This window comes from Pseudomonas sp. NFACC04-2 (assembly GCF_900119265.1).
Lineage (GTDB): Bacteria > Pseudomonadota > Gammaproteobacteria > Pseudomonadales > Pseudomonadaceae > Aquipseudomonas > Aquipseudomonas fluorescens_AA.
Genome location: NZ_FPJC01000014.1, coordinates 133,411 through 151,260 on the forward strand (window position 1 = coordinate 133,411; position 17,850 = coordinate 151,260).

The 17,850-nt window shown below is 63.2% G+C and carries 9 protein-coding genes and 1 pseudogene; 3 read left to right on the top strand and 7 right to left on the bottom strand.

The features are described from left to right. Positions 1-34: 34 nt before the first annotated feature. Together BT125_RS19135 and BT125_RS19140 are read right to left on the bottom strand one after the other, a co-directional pair. On the bottom strand, positions 35-7,210 hold the full coding sequence (locus tag BT125_RS19135; RefSeq protein WP_072409327.1) for an Ig-like domain-containing protein: 7,176 nt from the start codon (positions 7,208-7,210) through the stop codon (positions 35-37). 106 nt (positions 7,211-7,316) lie between these two features. Then, positions 7,317-8,162, bottom strand: a complete 846-nt coding sequence (locus BT125_RS19140; protein ID WP_072409285.1) for a sulfotransferase family protein — start codon at positions 8,160-8,162, stop codon at positions 7,317-7,319. A gap of 304 nt (positions 8,163-8,466) precedes the next feature. On the opposite strand from BT125_RS19140, the gene BT125_RS19145 reads away from it, so the two are divergent. Beyond that, the gene (locus BT125_RS19145) at positions 8,467-9,054 is read left to right on the top strand and encodes a phage tail protein (protein ID WP_072409287.1); all 588 of its coding nucleotides are present in this window, start codon (positions 8,467-8,469) and stop codon (positions 9,052-9,054) included. Between the two features lie 46 nt (positions 9,055-9,100). Further along, positions 9,101-9,412 carry a DUF6916 family protein gene (locus BT125_RS19150; RefSeq protein WP_072409289.1) on the top strand — a complete coding sequence of 104 codons (312 nt, stop codon included), beginning with the start codon at positions 9,101-9,103 and terminating at the stop codon, positions 9,410-9,412. A 149-nt stretch (positions 9,413-9,561) separates the two neighbouring features. Here the strand turns inward: BT125_RS19150 and BT125_RS19155 are convergent, their stop codons facing one another. Genes BT125_RS19155 through BT125_RS19170 form a run of 4 tightly spaced genes read right to left on the bottom strand, consistent with a single transcriptional unit; the run spans position 9,562 to position 14,262 of the window. Next, on the bottom strand, positions 9,562-10,053 hold the full coding sequence (locus tag BT125_RS19155) for a GNAT family N-acetyltransferase (protein WP_072409291.1): 492 nt from the start codon (positions 10,051-10,053) through the stop codon (positions 9,562-9,564). A gap of 15 nt (positions 10,054-10,068) precedes the next feature. Then, positions 10,069-12,165 carry a site-2 protease family protein gene (locus BT125_RS19160; RefSeq protein WP_072409293.1) on the bottom strand — a complete coding sequence of 699 codons (2,097 nt, stop codon included), beginning with the start codon at positions 12,163-12,165 and terminating at the stop codon, positions 10,069-10,071. 1 nt (position 12,166) lies between these two features. After that, entirely contained in the window at positions 12,167-13,486 is a 1,320-nt protein-coding gene (locus tag BT125_RS19165; protein ID WP_072409295.1) for an efflux RND transporter periplasmic adaptor subunit, read from the bottom strand. Further along, complete coding sequence (locus tag BT125_RS19170) at positions 13,483-14,262, bottom strand: efflux RND transporter periplasmic adaptor subunit (protein ID WP_072409297.1); 780 nt, start codon at positions 14,260-14,262, stop codon at positions 13,483-13,485. The genes BT125_RS19165 and BT125_RS19170 overlap by 4 nt, the downstream gene beginning before the upstream one ends. A gap of 466 nt (positions 14,263-14,728) precedes the next feature. On the opposite strand from BT125_RS19170, the pseudogene BT125_RS19175 reads away from it, so the two are divergent. Further along, positions 14,729-15,417 (top strand): annotated as a pseudogene (locus tag BT125_RS19175) (NYN domain-containing protein). Here BT125_RS19175 and BT125_RS19180 read toward each other — a convergent pair. Further along, positions 15,398-17,848 (bottom strand): alpha/beta hydrolase, encoded by a 2,451-nt coding sequence (locus BT125_RS19180; RefSeq protein ID WP_072409299.1) that lies wholly within the window; start codon positions 17,846-17,848, stop codon positions 15,398-15,400. The pseudogene BT125_RS19175 and the gene BT125_RS19180 overlap by 20 nt on opposite strands. Between the last annotated feature and the right edge of the window lie 2 nt (positions 17,849-17,850).

Below are 17,850 nucleotides of genomic sequence, written 5' to 3' on the forward strand. Positions count from 1 at the left end.
GATTGCCCCTGGCTGCCCCAATATTTTTTAGAATTCAGGCCTGCGCCTGGCTGATGCCGACCTGTCGTAACGCCGTTGCCAGGCTGTCGACCTGACGTTGTTCAGTGTCCTTGAGCTGTTGCAGTTGCTGGCCCAAGGTCGGCGCGCCGAACATCCCGCGCAGCCCTTGGGACACATCGCCACCCTGCATCGACTGGTTGCCGAAAGCATCCATCGAGTCACCCTCGGAAGCGGAGTCCTGGGTGAACAGGGTCGAAAGCGTGCTGCTGCCGAACACCCCGCCATCGCCCCCACCAAAGCCCAGGAACCCCTGGCCAGAACCATCGCCAGAGGCATCGTTGCCGAACACCTGGGCGATATAGCTCGGCGCCAGTTGGCCCCGGTTGATGAAAATATCCCCAATCGGTTTGAGGCCACCGCCCACGTCCCGTTGTTCGAACAGCGGCGGGAAGCCCAGCGGCGAACCGAGGTTGCCGGTCGGCGGGGTAAAGACGATTGGCTGCAGCGGCGCCTCGGACGGCGGGATAACCGTGACCGGGTCGGACGTCAGGAACTCCGGCGGCGGCTTCACATCGTTGGGTACCACGGTGTTGATCGCGTAGTTGTTGGACACCGCCACGCTGGCCCCGGCGTTGCCGGTCAGGTCGCTGACGTTGCTGGTGTCCAGGGCGATGAAATTGCTCGGGTCAGTAAGGTTCACCGTGGGCGTGAACGTCGCGGTCCAGGTCCTGCCGCCGTCGCTGCTGGTCAGGTTGGTCAGCTCGCCATTGGTGACGCTGAGGTCCGACAGATCGAAATTGCTCACCGCCTCGCTGAAGGTGATGGTGACCTGGGTTGTCTCCCCCACAGTCAGGTTCGGATCGGCCACCACGATGGTCGCTGTCGGCCGGGAGGCATCGAGCGCGTAGTTGCTGGAGATCGCAATGCCTGCTCCGACGTTGCCGGCGAGGTCCTGTACGTTGCCGGTGTCCAGCAGGATCAGGTTGGTGGCATCGCTGATGCCTGCGGTGGGCGTCAGGGTCGCCGTCCAGGTCAGGCCGCCGTCGCTGCTGGCGAGGTTGGACAGCACGCCATTGGCCACGCTCAGGTCCGACAAGTCGAAACCGGACACCGCCTCGGTGAAGGTGATGGTCACGGTGGTGCTCTGGCCGATGCCCAGGGTGGTATCGCCCAGGGAGATGGTCGCGCCAGGACGAGCCGTATCGATCGCGTAGTTGTTGGAGTTCACCACGCCGACACCGCTGTTGCCCGAGGCGTTGACCACGCCGCCGGTGTCCAGGGTGATCAGGTTACTGGTGTCGGTAATGTTCGCGCTCGGGGTGAACGTCGCCGTCCAGGTCACGCCGCCATCGGAGGACGAGACGTTGCTCAGCGTGCCGTTGCTCACACTCAGGTCGGCGTTATCGAAACCGCTGACCGCTTCCGAGAAGGTGATGGTGACCTGTGAGGTTTCCCCTATCTGCAATGCACTGTCAGCCACCACGATCGTGGCAGTCGGTACCTGCGTCTCGACCGCATAGTTGGCTGAGTCGGTGGTACCTGCCCCGGTGTTGCCGGCCGCATCGCTTACGCCGGTGTTATCCAGGCTGATCAGGTTGGTGGCGTCGGTCACGCCCAGGGTTGGCGTGAAGGTCGCGGTCCAGGTCAAGCCGCCATCGCTGCTGCTGACGGCGCTCAGGGTGCCGTTGGCCACTGTCAGGTCAGCGTTGCTGAAGCCGGTCACCGCCTCGCTGAAGGTGATGGTCACCTGGGCGGTTTCACCCGGTTTCAACACCGAATCGCTCAATACGATGGTGGCGGTCGGGCGCTGGCTGTCGACACTGTAGTTGTTCGAATCGGTGGTGCCGCTGCCGACATTGCCCGCCAGGTCGGCGACGCCGCCATTGGCGAGGGTAATGACATTGCTGGTGTCAGTGATGCCAGCGGCAGGCGTGAGGGTTGCGGTCCAGGTAATGCCGCCGTCGTTGCTGCTCAACCCGCTGAGGGTCCCGTTGGCGATGGTCAGGTCGGCGGCGGTGAAGCCCGTCACGGCCTCGCTGAAAGTGATGGTCACCAGCGAGGTCTCGCCCGCGGCGATAGCTGTGTCGGCGACGACGATGGTCGCAGTCGGGCGCACGGTGTCGATGACGTAGTTATTGGAATCGGTGGTGCCGACCCCGGCGTTGTTCGCACCGTTGCGCACGCCGGTGTTGTCCAGACTGATCAGGTTGCTGGTGTCGGAGATGCTCGCGCTCGGGGTGAACGTCGCCGTCCAGGTCACGCCGCCATCGGAGGAGGAAACGTTGCTCAGCGTACCGTTGCTGACCGTCAGGTCGCTGTTGTCGAAACCGTTCACCGCCTCATTGAAGGTGATGGTCACCAGGGAGGTTTCACCGATGCTCAGGGATGCATCGGCCACCACGATGGTCGCCGTCGGCACCTGGGTATCGACGGTGTAGTTGGCGGAGTTGCTGGTGCCGGTACCGGCGTTGCCGGCCGCGTCGCTCACGCCGCTGTTGTTCAGGACGATCAGGTTGGTGGCGTCCCGCGTGCCGGTGGCCGGAGTGAAGATCGCCGTCCAGGTGATGCCGCCATCGCTGCTGCTCACGGCGCTCAGGGTGCCGTTGGCCACGCTCAGGTCCGAGTTGTCGAAACCGCTGACCGCCTCGCTGAAGGTGATGGTCACCAATGAAGTCTCGCCGACGCTGAGGTTGCTATCGGCCATCACGATGGTCGCGGTCGGACGCAGGGTATCGACAGCGTAGTTGTTCGAATCCGCAGTACCCGTGTTGATGTTGCCCGCCACATCGGCAATCGATCCACTGTTGAGGCTGATCAGGTTGGTGCTGTCGCTGATACCCGCACTCGGGGTGAAGGTCGCGGTGAAGGTAATGTTGTCGCTGGTACTCAGCCCGCTCAGGGAACCATTGGCCACGGTCAGGTCAGCCAGAGTGAAGCTCGTCACGGCCTCGCTGAAGGTAATGGTCACCAGGGAGGTTTCGCCAATGGCAACGGTTGGGTCGGCCACGACGATGGTCGCGGTGGGGCGCACGGTGTCGACCACGTAGTTGTTGGAATCGGTGGTGCCGACGCCCGCATTGCCCGCGCCGTTGATCAAGCCGGTGTTGTCCAGGGTGATCACGTTGCTGGTATCGGAAATGCTCGCGCTCGGCGTGAACGTGGCCGTCCAGGTGACGCCGCCGTCGGTGCTGCTCATGGTGCTGAGCGTGCCGTTGCTGATAGTCAGGTCCGAATTGTCGAAACCGCTGACCGCCGAGTTGAACGTCACAGTGACCAATGTCGTCTCGCCGATGCTCAGCGTGCTGTCGGCAATGACGATGGTCGCCGTCGGCACGTTGGTGTCGACTTGGTAGTTGTTGGAGTTGGTGGTGCCGGTGCCCGTATTACCCGCCGCATCGCTGACGCCGGTGTTGTTCAGGGTGATGACGTTGGAGGTGTCGCTGACACCGAGCGCAGGCGTGAACGTCGCCGTCCAAGTGATGCCACCGTCGCTGCTGCTGACCGCACTCAGCGTGCCATTGGCCACGCTCAGGTCCGAATTGTCGAAACCACTGACCGCCTCGGAGAACGTAATGGTGACTAGAGAGGTTTCGCCGACGCTCAGCGCGTTGTCGGCCACCACGATGGTCGCGGTGGGGCGCAGCGTATCGACGACGTAGTTGTTGGAGTTGGTGGTACCGCTGCCAGCGTTGCCCGCCCCGTCCGTGACGCCGGAGTTGCCCAGGGAGATCAGGTTGCTGGCATCACTGGTGCCGACGCTCGGGGTGAAGGTCGCGGTGTAGGTGATGTTGTCGCTGGTGCTCAGCCCGCTCAGGCTACCGTTGGCGACCGTCAGGTCAGCCAGGGTGAAGCCGGTCACCGCCTCGTTGAAGGTGATGGTCACCACCGAGGTTTCGCCCAGGGTGACGGTCGTATCGGCGACGACGATGGTGGCGGTGGGGCGCACGGTGTCGATGGCGTAGTTGTTGGAGTCGGTGGTGCCGCTGCCAGCGTTGCCGGCGGCGTCCGCCACGCCGGTGTTATCCAGGGTGATCAGGTTGGTGGTGTCGCTGATGCTGGTGCTCGGGGTCAGTGTCGCGGTCCAGGTGATACCGCCGTCGCCGCTGCTCAACCCGACAAGAGTGCCGTTGGTGACCGTCAGGTCGGCAGTGGTGAAGCCGGTCACTGCTTCGCTGAAGGTAATGGTCACCAGCGAGGTTTCGCCGATTCGCAAGGCGTTATCGGCAACGACGATGGTCGCGGTCGGGCGGGCGGTGTCAACGGCGTAGTTGTTGGAACTGGTGGTGCCGGTGCCAGCGTTACCGGCCGCGTCCAATACGCCGGTATTGGCCAGGACAATCAGGTTGGTGGCATCCGTGATGCTGGCGCTTGGTGTCAGCGTCGCGGTCCAGGTGATACCGCCGTCGCTGCTGCTTAGCCCGCTCAGAGAACCGTTGGCGACGGTCAGGTCGGCCAGGGTGAAACCCGTCACCGCCTCGCTGAAGGTAATCGTCACCAGGGAAGTTTCACCGATGTTCAGGGCGTTGTCGGCCACCACGATCGTGGCGGTCGGGCGCAGGGTGTCGATGGCGTAGTTGTTCGAGTTGGTGGTGCCGGTACCGACGTTGCCGGACAGGTCGGCAACGCCGCTGTTGCTCAACGTGATCAGGTTGGTGGTATCGCTCACGCTGGCGGTCGGGGTCAGCGTTGCGGTCCAGGTGATACCTCCGTCGCTGGTGCTCAGCCCGGTGACCGTACCGTTGGCCACCGTCAGGTCCGCGGCGGTGAAACCACTGACCGCCTCGTTGAACGTGATCGTCACCAAGGACGTTTCACCGGCGCTCAGCGCCGTGTCGGCCACCACGATGGTGGCGGTCGGCAGCACGGTGTCGATGGCATAGTTGTTGGAGTTGGTGGTGCCGACACCGGCATTGCCACTCAGGTCCGCGACACCGGTATTGTTCAGCACCACCAGATTGGTGGTGTCGGTGACAGCGGCGTCGGGTGTCAAGGTTGCTGTCCAGGTGATACCGCCGTCACTGCTGCTCAGGCCGCTGAGGGTGCCATTGGCCACTGTCAGGTCAGCCGTGGTCAATCCGCTGACCGCCTCGGAGAAAGTGATGGTCACCAACGAGGTTTCACCGTTCCTGAGGGCCGTGTCGGATACCACGATGGACGCCGTCGGCGCCACGGTGTCGTTGACCACGTAATTGTTCGAATCGGTGGTGCCCACCCCGGCGTTACCGGCCAGGTCCGCCACACCGGTGTTGTTCAAGGTGATGATGTTGGTGGTATCGGCGATATTGCTTGCCGCCGTCAGCGTGCCAGTCCAGGTGATGCCGCCGTCGCCGCTGGTCAGCGTGCCGATGGTGCCGTTCTGTACGGTCAGGTCCGCCGCGGTCAGCCCGGTCACCGCCTCGGAGAAGGTGATGGTCACCTGCGACGTGCCGCCAGAGTTCAGGTTGGTGTTGGCCACCACGACAGTCGCGGTGGGCGGCGTTTCGTCCGGCACGTAGTTGGTATTGATGGTGCCGCCGTCGCCATAGACGTTGGCCACCGACGCCGGCGTAACGCCCGCGGTGCCGGCACTCGTTCCTCCGACGCCGCTGCCACCGACGTTGCCGGCCAGGGCCGCGAAGTTGGCCGCGGTCATCAGGATCGAACCCTTGTTCCAGATCGCACCGACACCCACGCCACCGGCGCCGCCCGCCTGGGTGTAGCCGCCGCCAGCACCGCCGCCACCGCCACCACCGCCCGCTCCGATGTTGTTGGAGATGACCGAGTTGCCGATGATCCGCAGGGTTGCGCCCGTGTCGTTGTAGATGCCGCCAACCGCGCCACCACCGGCACCGCCAATATCGTTATAACCGTCGCCACCGCCGCCACCGCCGATGGACAAGCCACCGCTGCTGGCCGTGCCGCCGGCGGAACCGGTGCTGTAACCGGCATAGACAGCGCCGCCGGCACCGCCGGTCGTGGAGCCGCCACGGCCACCGATGTTGAAAAAGCCGCCACCGGCACCGCCCTGGTTGGTAGAGCCCAAGGAACCCGAGGAGTTGAGCGTATCGCCGCCACGCCCGCCGATCCCGCCGCCGAGCGCACCACCGCCACCGCCACCGCCACCTGCGTATTCCGGCGTCACACCACCGCCGCCGCCACCGCCCGCCGCCACGTTAGCCGTGACCGTGACGTTACGCAGGGTCAAGGTACCCGCGTTGTTGATCCCGCCGCCCTTGGCCACCAGCGCATCGTCACCACCGTTACCGCCGTTGCCCGACACAACGCCACGGGTAATCACCAGGCCATCGAGGGTGGCCGTGGTGCCGGCCGTCACGTTGATCACCTGGGTGCGGAACTGCCCGTCCAGGGTGACATCGGCGACGTTGTCGTTGTTGAGGTCACCGTCGATCGTGACGTTCTTGTTCACCACCAGCACCTGAGTCAAGGCGACGGTCATGCTGTTGTTGAAGGTGACGATATCGCCGTTCTGGGCAGAAGCCAGGGCGGCGCGCAGGGAGCCCACGCCGGAATTGGCATTGTTGGTGGCGGTCCAGGTGGCCAGGCCCCATTGGTACTCGCTCATGGCATTGGCCGAGAGCACGTTGGCGCTTTCGATGTTGCCGGTGGCAATCTCAAGGTCCCAGTCGCCGCCGACGCCAGTACGATCATCGGAAGCCGCCACGTCGCGGCCGGTCAACTGTGCCAACGAATTCACCAGGCTAAGGCCACGGGCACCTTCGGCGGTGTAACAGCCGTAGATGAGGATATCGCCGCCGGCAGTCATGTCCTGGCCGATCTGCGCCAGCACTTCGCTGCGGGCCTGGACGTTGTCCGCCGACAGGTAACTGTTGCCCAGCCACAAATCACCGGCGTTGCCGTGGGCGATGATCTGCACCGAGCTGATGCCCTGGTGGGTGTCCAGGTAATCGGCGATCTGTTGCAGGCCGTCCTTGGCGGCATCCAGTTGCACCACCTGGGTCCCGGGCGCCACGCCTTCGAGCAGGTTGGCAGCGTCCTTGACCCGGGAATCGACAAACACCACGGATTTGCCCGGAACGGCAGCCTGGGTGGCATCGACCTGGCCCTGGGGCGCATGGGTGTCGGCTGGTTGGTCAGCTGTGGGCGTCTTGGCCGCCTCGGCAGTGGGTTGCGCGTCCGCTTGCGCGGCATCGGCCACGGTGGCGGCCACCGCGCCGTCGAACAGCATTCGCGGCTCCAGGGACATGATCATTGGCGATGCCAGGGCCTGTGCGCCCTCGATTACCCGCGATTTGCCTTTGCTCCACATGACGATCACCTGGACTCGAACTTCTTGAACGCAAATGAAAAAACCGCAGTCAGCTGACGGCGGCGTCGGATTTCATACGAATGACATTGGCGGCGCTTGCGGACCCATCGCGCCAGAACGACAACTCGGCATACTTTTCAAACAGATCCGGCGGCAACAAGGTCCGCCGGGCTTGCGGAGCGACCTTGGGCTTGACCTTGTGCAGGCCGGCAACGCCCAGGGCCTGGTCGAAGGCCGGTGCGTCGTAGGTCAAGTGATTGAAATCGTGTTCGAACCAGGGCTCGCCGATGAACTCGTACACCAGGCGCATGACCCGTTCGGGGGCCTGGCTCAGCAGGTCGTAGTCAACGACCAGCAGCGACTCGGCGTTCTCGCCGTAATAGGCCTCTTTGAGCGCCGTCCAGGCAAGCCCCACCAGGCGATTGCGCTGGGCCAGAGTTTCGCAGCGGCTGTAGACGGTGTTGCGCTCGTCATCGTCATTGAACAGTTTGGTGTTCTCGAACGGATTGGCGCGATAAAGGCGCTCCAGGCTGTCGAGGATCCAGGCGACGTTGCGCACGCAAGCGATGGTCTTGGCCTGGGGGAACAGGTCCTGCAGGGCAGGCAAGCGGGCACACCATTGGCGATTGGTGTCGAAGATGACCGGTTTATTGGCTTTGTCGGCGTAGTAGGAGTCGAAGAGACCGCGCAACAGGCGGCGGCGCAGGTCGGTGTCGATCACCGAACCGAACTCGCTGCCGGCGCTGCATTGCTGCAGGACGCTGCTGAACAGCGAACCGACGGGACTGGTCATGCCGGCATGAAAGCGCGGGTTCTGCAACAAAATGGCAGAAAGCAGGGTCGAGCCTGAGCGCGGTAAACCGGAAATAAAGTGAAACTGCGGCAATCCCTTCACCTGTTTTGTAGTCCCTTCGTATCGCCCAAGCGTAGCCGAGGAAACAAGCTTCGCCTAGTAGTACTTTGATATCAGATTCACCCCAGGCTGTAAAAAAGATGGACGGTAGAAACGCTCGGTAAACCTGAAACGATTAAGCCATTTCGCGACACTTTCCACCCGTTTCGCTCGGCAAAATCAAACATCCCGGTCTACGCTCAGCCGTGCGTGACCAGGCCAGGGAATGAAGGAGTCGGGCTGATCGCACTCTTGTCCTTTACGCGCCGGGCATTGCGAAACCAATCACCTGAAGGATGAGGAATCTATGGAAGTATTCATCGGCACGATCCAGTCATTCGCCTTTAACTTTGCACCCAGGGACTGGGCCCTGTGCAACGGGCAGACGCTTTCCCTTTCTCAATACCAGACCTTGTTCGCCTTGATCGGCGTGACGTACGGAGGCAATGGCCAGACCACCTTCATGCTTCCCAATCTGCAAGGCCGCCTACCCTTGGGCCAAGGCAACGGCCTGGGCCTGACCCCGCGCGTCATCGGCGAGGTCTCCGGCACTGAAAACGTCACCCCGACGCTGAACAACCTGCCCAGCCACACCCACACCCTCACGGGCGTCACCGCCTCGACCACCCTGCAACTGGCGAACCCGGCCAGCAATCCAGTGAACACTCCCACGGCCACCAACTCATTCATCGGCACCTCGGGCACCGGGCCAGGCTCGGCGGCGATCTATTCCGACCAGATCGGTGCCTCGCCCGTACCGCTGCAAGGTGTAAGTACGACCGTCAGCGGCACGATTTCCCCCGCGGGCAACGGAATGCCTTTGGCCGTCATGAACCCCTTCCTGGCCATCAACTTCAGCATCGCCCTTCAAGGCTACTTCCCGTCCCGTAACTGATGAACCGCCGGAGGGCTGCGGTCCTCCGGCCTTTTGGAGTATCGACATGCTGCAACAGGTTCATAGCCGCCATTTCCAACCGCTGCTGGGCCAGACCGGCAGCCTGACCCTGCCTGACGGCAGTTGCCTGCCGGTACGCTTCGAAACCCTTGAAGAAACACCTCGGGCGAAGATGCCGAGCACCGAGCGCATGCCCTTCAGCGTCGAGTTCAACAGCCTGGAAAGCACTGCGTTCGTGGACGGTCTCTGCGGGCTGGAGGTGCCGGAACTGGGCAAGATCGAGGGGGTGTTCGTGTCACGGATACCGCCCATGGGACGGGATCCGGCGTTGGGATATTTCTACATCGCGTTTAACTAATCGCCCAAAACTTGAATCCACAACAAATCCATTGTGGGAGCGGGCTTGCTCGCGAAGGCGGTGCGGCAGTAACAAATTTGTCTACTGACACGCCGCCTTCGCGAGCAAGCCCGCTCCCACAGGGGATGTGATGTGTTCTGAAAGACCGCTCAGTTGCCTTTCGGATACCAGACCAACCGCTCCGCCGCCGGGTTGCGCTCTTGCACTTCGAAACCCAGCGCCAGGTAGTGCCGGCGTGCATGGGGGTTGCTGGCCCAGACCACCGTCGCCACCGGGCAGCGGATCTGTTGCGCGGCTTTCTGCACCCCTTGCAACACCGCCCGGCCGTACCCCTGCCCACGCGCCTGGGGAATGAAGGCCAGGTACAGCACGCGAATTTCATTGGGGCCGAAATCCGTGCTCAAGGCGCCGATCGCGGTGCCGAGCTTTTCCACGACGTAATGCATGGCGTCGGGGAAGTTCTCGCCCAACCCTCGCTCCTGCACCTGGTACTGCTGGGCAATCACCTGCTGCACCTGTTCGGGGTCGCCGTCGATCCATTGCAGGTCCGGCCGCGCCGCCTGGTACAGGCCCTGCAGGAACGGACCATCGCTGACCCGCGATGGACGCACCACCAACCCCTCTGCCGCCACTGAATCCATGCTTGCTCCCTAGGATTAGAACCCGCTTTCCCTGACACCCAACGCCGCCAACCGTCGCCAGGCCGCTCCCAACACCGACTCGCCCTTGCCCTGCAACACCGCCACGCCACGCAGCGGCTGCACCGGAGCGGACGTGTCGTCCACCGCACTCAGGCGCACACCGTATTGGGCCTGCACCGGCTCGGCCCGTTGCTGCGAATCGCGACGCACCGCAATCGGCCCATGGTGGTCGGACGTCAACGCTTGTTGTTCGACCCAGGCCACGCCGTTGGTATCGATTTCATTCAACTGCACGGCAATCGACGTGTGCATCGGATCGTCCGCGATGAACCGTCCCGTGGCGCCCGGCCCGACCCGCCAAAGCTCGGCTTCGGTGAGGTAGCCGCGCAACCGCGAATCGGTCTGCACCACCCGCGCCAGCACCTGCGTCGGCGACAGCCAGCGCCCTACCGACAGTTGCGGCAACAAATCGCGCACCTGGCCGGCATGGGGCGCACGCAACAACAGGCGTTCGCGCTGGGCCACCAGGCCCCGGTACTCGGCCACCGCTTCGGCCAGTTGCTGTTCGACGATGCCGGCATCGGCGGCGGTTTCGCTGCGCCCGGCCTGACGGCGCATCTGCAACTGCTGGATCTGGATTTCCCGGCGCACGATGGCCAGGCGCGAGGCCATGTCCGGCGATTCCAGTTCAATCAATACTTCGCCCTGGGCCACGGTTTGGCCGTCGTGCACATTCACCTGCTTGACCCTTGCCGCCACTGGCGCATGCAAGGCACTGGCCCGCCCGGCCTCAAGCATGGCCGGCACTTCCACCGCGCTGCGCCAGGGCAACAGCAACAGCAAAAGCAACGCCAGCAACACCAGGCCGCTCAGGAGCATCCGTCCACCGCGGGCTTGCTCACGGCGACTCCACCATTGCCGCCACTCACTCACGATGGGCATAAAAATGAACCACACCAATTCCACCATCATCAGAAAAATGCCCAGCACCTTGAAGAACAGGTGATAGACCGCCAGGGCAATCCCGAAAAACAACAGCGCCCGCCACAGCCAGGAGCCGTATCCCCAGACCAGCAAACGCCGGCGCATCTTCGGCGACCAGGGTTCCGGCGCCGCCGCGCCATAACCGAACAAGGCTTCGCGCAGGCGCCAGCGGCACAGGGCGAACGCACGCCCCTGAAGGTTATCCACCGCCCAGAAATCACTGAGCAGGAAATACCCGTCAAAACGCATGAAAGGGTTCAAGTTGATGATCAGCGTGGTGATCCAGGTGGCGCTGGCCAGCATGAACGCCGCGGTGCGTGCCGGCCCGTCGGGCAGCAGCGACCAGGCCAGCAGCGCGATGCACGCCAGCAGCAATTCGGCCAGGACCCCGCCGGCACCGATCAGCAACCGTGCGCGACGATCGTTGATCCGCCAGGCGTCGCTGACGTCGGTGTAGAACATCGGCAACAGCACCATGAACGCCACGCCCATGCTTTGCACACGACAGCCAGCGCGCTTGGCCATGAAGGCATGGCCGAACTCATGACACAGCTTGGCGAAGAGCAACGCCGTCCCGAAGGCCAGCGCACCGCCCAGGCTGAACAGGTGCGGAAACGTCGCGATGAAGCGCTGCCAATCCCGCGATACCAGAAAGATGCCGAGGCCCAGGGTCAGCGGCAGGCCATAGCGCAGGATCCCGGGGCCGAACCGCGCCAACCAGGGCCAGGCCCGATTGAGAAAGGCGTCCGGGCGCCACAGCGGTATGCGAAAAAACAGGTATTGATGCAGCAGGATCTGCCACAGGCTCTGGCGTTGCGCGGCGGTCTTGAAGAGGTAACTGTCGCGCTGCTGTGGGTCCATCGCGCTGATCAGATCATGGCCGCGCAAGAAGCCCAGCAGTTGCTCCAGCGACTCGCCATTGAGCGGCAGGCCCGGCTCGCGGTTTGCGGCTTGCAGCACCTGCTCCGGATCGCCCAGTGACCAGTGCCGCAACATGCGCATTGCTGCCGCGCCAAGCTTGAAATAGCGCCCACGCACCGGATCGGCCAAGGTCCATTGCGGCGAGCCGTCCGGGTCCGGTGCCGCCACGGACAATTGCAGGTCCGGCCGCAGGCTCGGTAAGTCCATGCTACAAGCCTACGCTCTGGCGCAGGCCGGCCAGTGGCCGACGCAGCAGGTACAACGCCAGCGGCGCGCGCTCGCCAAAGACCTTCGCCGTGCCCCGCAGGCCGATGCGCGGCGCCGTGGCATCGAAACGCGCGTCCAACCGATACGCCAACTGTCCGGCGGCGGTAGGCTGCGCTTCATAGGCCGAGCGCTCGAGCCAGGCCAGGTGCCGCTGCAAGGGATCGCTGTCGAGGAACAACGCCACTTGCGCACCGGGCTCCAGGGCTATCGCGTCGCCCACCGCCAATTCAATACGCAACTCGGCCTGGTTCGGATCGGCGATTTCCATCAGTCGCTCGCCGGTCTGCACCGGCTTGCCGAGCCAGCGCTCGGCGTCGGCGAACACCGCGATGCCGTCGCGCTCGGCGCGTACTTCGCTGCGCTTGAGCAGTTCAAGTGCGTAGTTGCGCTCGGCGCGTTTCTGTTCGACGCGGGCGGCCAGCAGGTCAATCTTCGAACTGGATTCAGCGTCGGCAAACGAACGCTGGGAATTGGCCTTGAGTTCGGCCTCGGCCACGCCCAACGCACGCTCGGCCACATCGGCCTGGGCCTTGAGGCTGGTGCTTTCGAAACGCAGCAGCAGGTCGCCGTTCTTGACGGTCTGGTTGGGCTTGACCAGGAACTCGGCGATCACCCCATCCAACGGCGCCGCCACCACTTGCCCGCCTAATGGCACCACTTCGGCCGGGGCCAACACGGACTGGCGCACCGGGATCAGCAATCCCAGCAACAGCAACGCCAGCAGCGCGACCTGGCGTTTGCGGGTCCAGCGCAAGCGCCACGGTTTGCGCGGTTGCAAGGCCAACCAGGCATGACTGTAAGTGTCGCCCAGTTGCGATAACAGTACTTGCTCGGCAGCGGTCCAGGGCAGGTCGCGGGCCAGCCACAAACCGCCAAATACCTGACCCTGATGATCGATCAACGGCAGCCAGAACACTTGCCCGGCGGACAGACTTTGCCAGTCCGCCCGGATGGATTCGCTCACCCCATCGGCGGCGATCACCCGAGCCTGATTCAACAGGCCCTGTTTGAATAGCTGCGCCACCGCCTGCTCGACAAATGCCACGAATGGCGCATTCGGCTCCACGGTACTGACGCCGGTCACCGCCTGGACCTTGCCGGCGATCAACAACGCGGCATGACGAAAGCCGAACAGGGCCTGGCCGTCGTTGACCAGACTGTAGCTCAGTTGTGCCGGCGTTCGTGCGGCCCGGGTCTGGCGTTCAAGGTCAAGGAAGCGGGCAAACACCTGCTCGGCGTTGCCCGATACCGGCGCGTTCACTTGGGCTCCGCGAAACGCGCCGTACCGCTCATGCCCGACAGCAGGCCGCTGGCATCCGGCACGCTCGCCACCAGCAACAGGGTCTGGCTGCCCTCGTCGATACGCGCGCCCAGGCGCTTGACCGTCGCTTGCAATGGCTTGCCGGTTTCATCGGGGATGAAGGTAAAGGGCTGGCCAGGCTTGAGCCGGTCCATCCAGCGCGACGGCACCAACAGGTGAATCTCCAGGGTACGGTTGTCCACCACATCGAGCAACGGCGCGCCGGCCGCCACGCTTTCATAGCGCTGGACCTTGCGCGCCACCACTTGCCCGTCGAAGGGTGCAACGACACTGCAACGCTTGACCTGAACCTGGTACACCTGGGATTGAGCCTGGGTTTCATTGAGCCGGGCTTCGGCCCGTGACACTTCAAAACGTCCGACCGACTTCAGGGCCGCCAGTTGCCGGTTATGCGCCAGCTCTTCACTGGCCCCCCGGCTTGCCGCCTGGGCCGCGTTGAGCTGGGCCTGATAGGCCGAGCAATCGAACCGCGCCAAGGTATCGCCCTTCTTGAACGACTCGCCCTCGCTGAACGGCAACTCGACGATGCGCCCGGCCAACTCGCTGGCCAGCACCGCCTGGTCTCGCGCCCGAAGCACCCCACGTGCCTCGTTGCCACTCGGTGCACTGGCCGTGACGCCGCTTTCCAGCAGAGGATCGTCCGCGACAGGCGTTTGCGCCTGCACGCCGCACGTTACAAAGGTCAATCCCACAACCCAACTACTCAAACGTCCCATGCCGTTACTCCCTGACGGATGGGCGGAGTCTACGACAGCGGTGGGGGGCGTCAAGGGAGTAGCCGTCAGGAGTGAGAAAACTCTTGTTTCAAAAAGGTCGAAGAGGGGACAAAAAAACGCTCAGTTTTTTCCTGATATGTACGGACATCAAATCCTACAAAGTATTGAGAATTTCCATTCGTTGGAAAATGGTTTTCGGTGATGGATTTCTACCGTTGCTCTAAGAGAGGCTCTATTTCGTAACAAACGCTGACAGATCAAGCAAAGAATGGATTTGACCTTCCACCATGCATACGCTCAACACTGTTGCGCCGGTGACGAGAGAGAATCCAGCCAACGGTTGACGTTATGACACGCTCAACTTAGGATGGCCCTACTCAACCCCGTACGCAGAGATTCAGTTCTCTGGCTGTTGGGGTGAAAAAACCGGCTTAGGCCGGTTTTTTCGTTTATGGGGATCAAGTTTGTGCGCACCGCATTTTTTGTTGACGGCTATAACCTGTTCTATGGACTGCTCGCAGACACACCTTACAAATGGCTGGATTTGCGAAGCCTGTTGTCACACATCGCGCATATCGAAAACCCGCACAGCACAACTGCCTCAGTTGATTACTTCACCTCCTTGGTCAAACCATCACTGGCCACCCGGGGTCGAGTATCAAAAGGAGCGCAAGATTCTTATATCCGCGCCCTGAAGACCACCCATATCCGTGTCCATTACGGTCATCATCAACTTGAACCTGCCAAAGCCCCTCGTTTCGTTGACAGAAAGACAAAAGCCTCTCGAGAGGACAAAGTCGCATCTGGAAGCTGGAGGAAAAAGAGACGGACGTTCACATAGCAATCAGCATGTACCGAGCCGCTGCAAAGCAAACGACGCTGGAGAATCATGAACGGGTGGAGCAATTGGTCCTTGTATCCAGCGACACCGATATGACTCCCGCTTTGAGAGCGTTGCGGGAGGATTTTCCCGAAACAACCGTTGGCGTTATTCTTCCTCATCGAGCTGAGCTGAATCGTCCGTCTCCAGGTTCGTTAAAGCAGCACGCCCACTGGATACGCCGCGTTGTCACTTGCGACGAACTCCAATCCCACCAATTCCCCAACCGAGTGCCCACGCACAAAGCCCCCGCCATCAAGCCGGATTATTGGTAGTAACCAACCTCAGCTCCCCATCGCAATACACCACCTCACGCCCCAACCAACCCACATCCACCTGCGGCAACACCGCCGAGGGTTTGCGCAACTCACGCAGCAACGTCGAACCGTGGGACAAACGCCCACCCATTCGCGCAATCACGGCCCGGGCGCTTTGATAGTGTGCATGGCGACCAGGGTCCAACGTGTCCTCAAGCAGAATGTCCTCACCCAGAATTCCCTGGGCCTGCCCCGGATAAATCATGAAGCCGCTGGCCTGCTCGGTGCCTTCACGACCGTCCTGCCAGAAGCTGCCATCGCGGGTGCGGATGTCCGGGTGCGGCGCGAACCAATGTGCTCGGTCAGCCATCGGCATGGCGTGGTGCAGGCGAAAGAACATCCGCATCAGGTTATCGCGATACCATTCGCGCACTTGCAGGTAGTAGCCACGCAAGCCCGGCAGGCCGGCCGCATGAGCCAGGCGAATCGCCAGGGGCCATTCTGGGAAGGCCTGCAACGGCAACTCGGTCAGTGCTGGGCGTGGCGTCGCCGGATCGGTCTCCCATGGCAGGCGATGGGGGCTGTGTTCAAGGTCGTCATAGGCGGTCGGAGGGCGACCCAACAGGTCGCCGCCGCTGCTGGCCAAGGCGCTGGCGATGCACAGGTTGCCCTGCACCACGAACACGTAGAAGCGGGTGAACCAGTCGGCCAATTGCTGGCCGTCGGCACCTTGTCCGCTCAGGTCGTGCAGCTCTCGGTCAAAACGCCGCAAGCCGTTTTCCAACGTCAGCAAATGCCCGCGGGCGATGCGTTGCATGCGCAGAAACAACGGCAGCGAGCGCAACAGGCGCAGTGGCCGCCAAGGCAGATGCGGTGTCGCGCCGCCGACCTCGCCGGCATAGCTGCTGGCGCTGATGCCCCAGTCGGCCAGCCGGGCGAGAAACAGGTCATTGTTGATATACGAAGCACCGCCAAACACCGCCGTGAACGGCTCATTGTCCTGCAGCACCCGCGAATCCCAACGCGCCATGATCGCCGGGATGCTCGCCGCCGCACGGCGCTGGGCGTACTCCACCAAGGCGCTGGGTTGCGGCGGCAGGATCTCGGCGATGTTGGCAGCGGTCAGGTGGCGGCGCCAGCCGTAGTCGCTGATCGGTCGGTATTGCAGCAGCCACAGCTGGGTGCCGTCCCAGGCCCATTCAACGTCGCCGGGCACGTAGTGGAAGACCCGCAGCACGCCTTGCAGGAAACGCCACAGCACGTCTTCGGCCAGGTCATGGGCGGGGTTGAATGTGCCGCCGCTCCACGACCCACCGAGGCGGGAAATGATCGCCCGCTCGGGGCTCGCCTGACCATCGGCCAACGACTCCAGGTGACCTTCGACCCACTCCAGTTCTACCGCCAAATGGCGCACGAAGGCGATCCCCGACAGCCGTGGCGTGATGAAACGCTGGACCACCACTTCCTCGACACCCGCAGCCGTCAACTCGGCAATGCGCACTGGCACGTTGTGCGTCGGTTCACGCAGGAACGTGGTGCTCAGGCCGGCATTCGCCGCGTCGGCCTGATCTTCGCCATAACTGGAGGAACGCACGGCCCAGATAGCGTCCGCCTGGCTCTTCAGAAAGTTCGGCAAGCGCGGATCATTGCAGTCGTTGAGCGTCAGCGCCGCAGGCACCGGCTGCCCAGCCAATGCCGCCAGACGCAAACGACCGCCCTTGGTGTGCGCGACGAACCCACGCTCGCCCGACTCCAGCCATGCGGCGAACTCGGCCGGCGCGTCGATCCATGGGTAGTGACCCCAGCCGGGTTTCAGGCTGATGGTCAGATCGGCACGGGCCAGAATGGCCGACCAGGCCGCCGCTTGGGCGACACCTAGCACTTTGTCCTGATCGCCCCACACCAGCTCGACCGGGTCGGTGATCCATTCCAGCAGTGGCAACGCAGTGTCCGCACGCAGCTGATCCCAGAGCGGCACAAAGGCGCGGCAACGGGCATAGCCGGCGCCCATGCGCTGGTAGTGCGCGGGCGTCCAGGTCTGGCGGGAGAATTTGTGGGCGAACAGCGTCGGCTTGTTCGAGAGCAGCCAATGGATGGTCTTGCGAATCGGCAGCGGCGACATCAACGCCGGCAATCGTCGCTGCCACAAAAACGCGCCCACCGGCGCCAGCAACACGCTGCGGCAGAAGTGCCCCGGCTGGCGTTGCAGCGCATGCAGCACCAGCAACGCACTCACCCCCACCGCCATGATCGCGCTGCCCTTGACCGTCGCCGCCAGCAACGCTTGCGCGTAGGCCGCCAGGTCCTCGCAGGGGGCCTGAGGGTTGTTGCCGAAGCCGGGCAGTTCCAGCGGCACCACGTCGTGGTGTTGAAAATGCGGCACCGCGTCGTCCCACCAATCGGCGGCGCTACCGTTGCCGGCCAACAGGTACATCCGGGGCTTGCTCATGG

What these genes read in the sequence shown, in the direction of transcription:
- BT125_RS19135 (WP_072409327.1), bottom strand. Translation starts at nt 7,210, where the DNA reads ATGATCATGTCCCTGGAGCCGCGAATGCTGTTCGACGGCGCGGTGGCC.
- BT125_RS19145 (WP_072409287.1), top strand. Translation starts at nt 8,467, where the DNA reads ATGGAAGTATTCATCGGCACGATCCAGTCATTCGCCTTTAACTTTGCA.
- BT125_RS19150 (WP_072409289.1), top strand. Translation starts at nt 9,101, where the DNA reads ATGCTGCAACAGGTTCATAGCCGCCATTTCCAACCGCTGCTGGGCCAG.
- BT125_RS19155 (WP_072409291.1), bottom strand. Translation starts at nt 10,053, where the DNA reads ATGGATTCAGTGGCGGCAGAGGGGTTGGTGGTGCGTCCATCGCGGGTC.
- BT125_RS19160 (WP_072409293.1), bottom strand. Translation starts at nt 12,165, where the DNA reads ATGGACTTACCGAGCCTGCGGCCGGACCTGCAATTGTCCGTGGCGGCA.
- BT125_RS19170 (WP_072409297.1), bottom strand. Translation starts at nt 14,262, where the DNA reads ATGGGACGTTTGAGTAGTTGGGTTGTGGGATTGACCTTTGTAACGTGC.
- BT125_RS19180 (WP_072409299.1), bottom strand. Translation starts at nt 17,848, where the DNA reads ATGAGCAAGCCCCGGATGTACCTGTTGGCCGGCAACGGTAGCGCCGCC.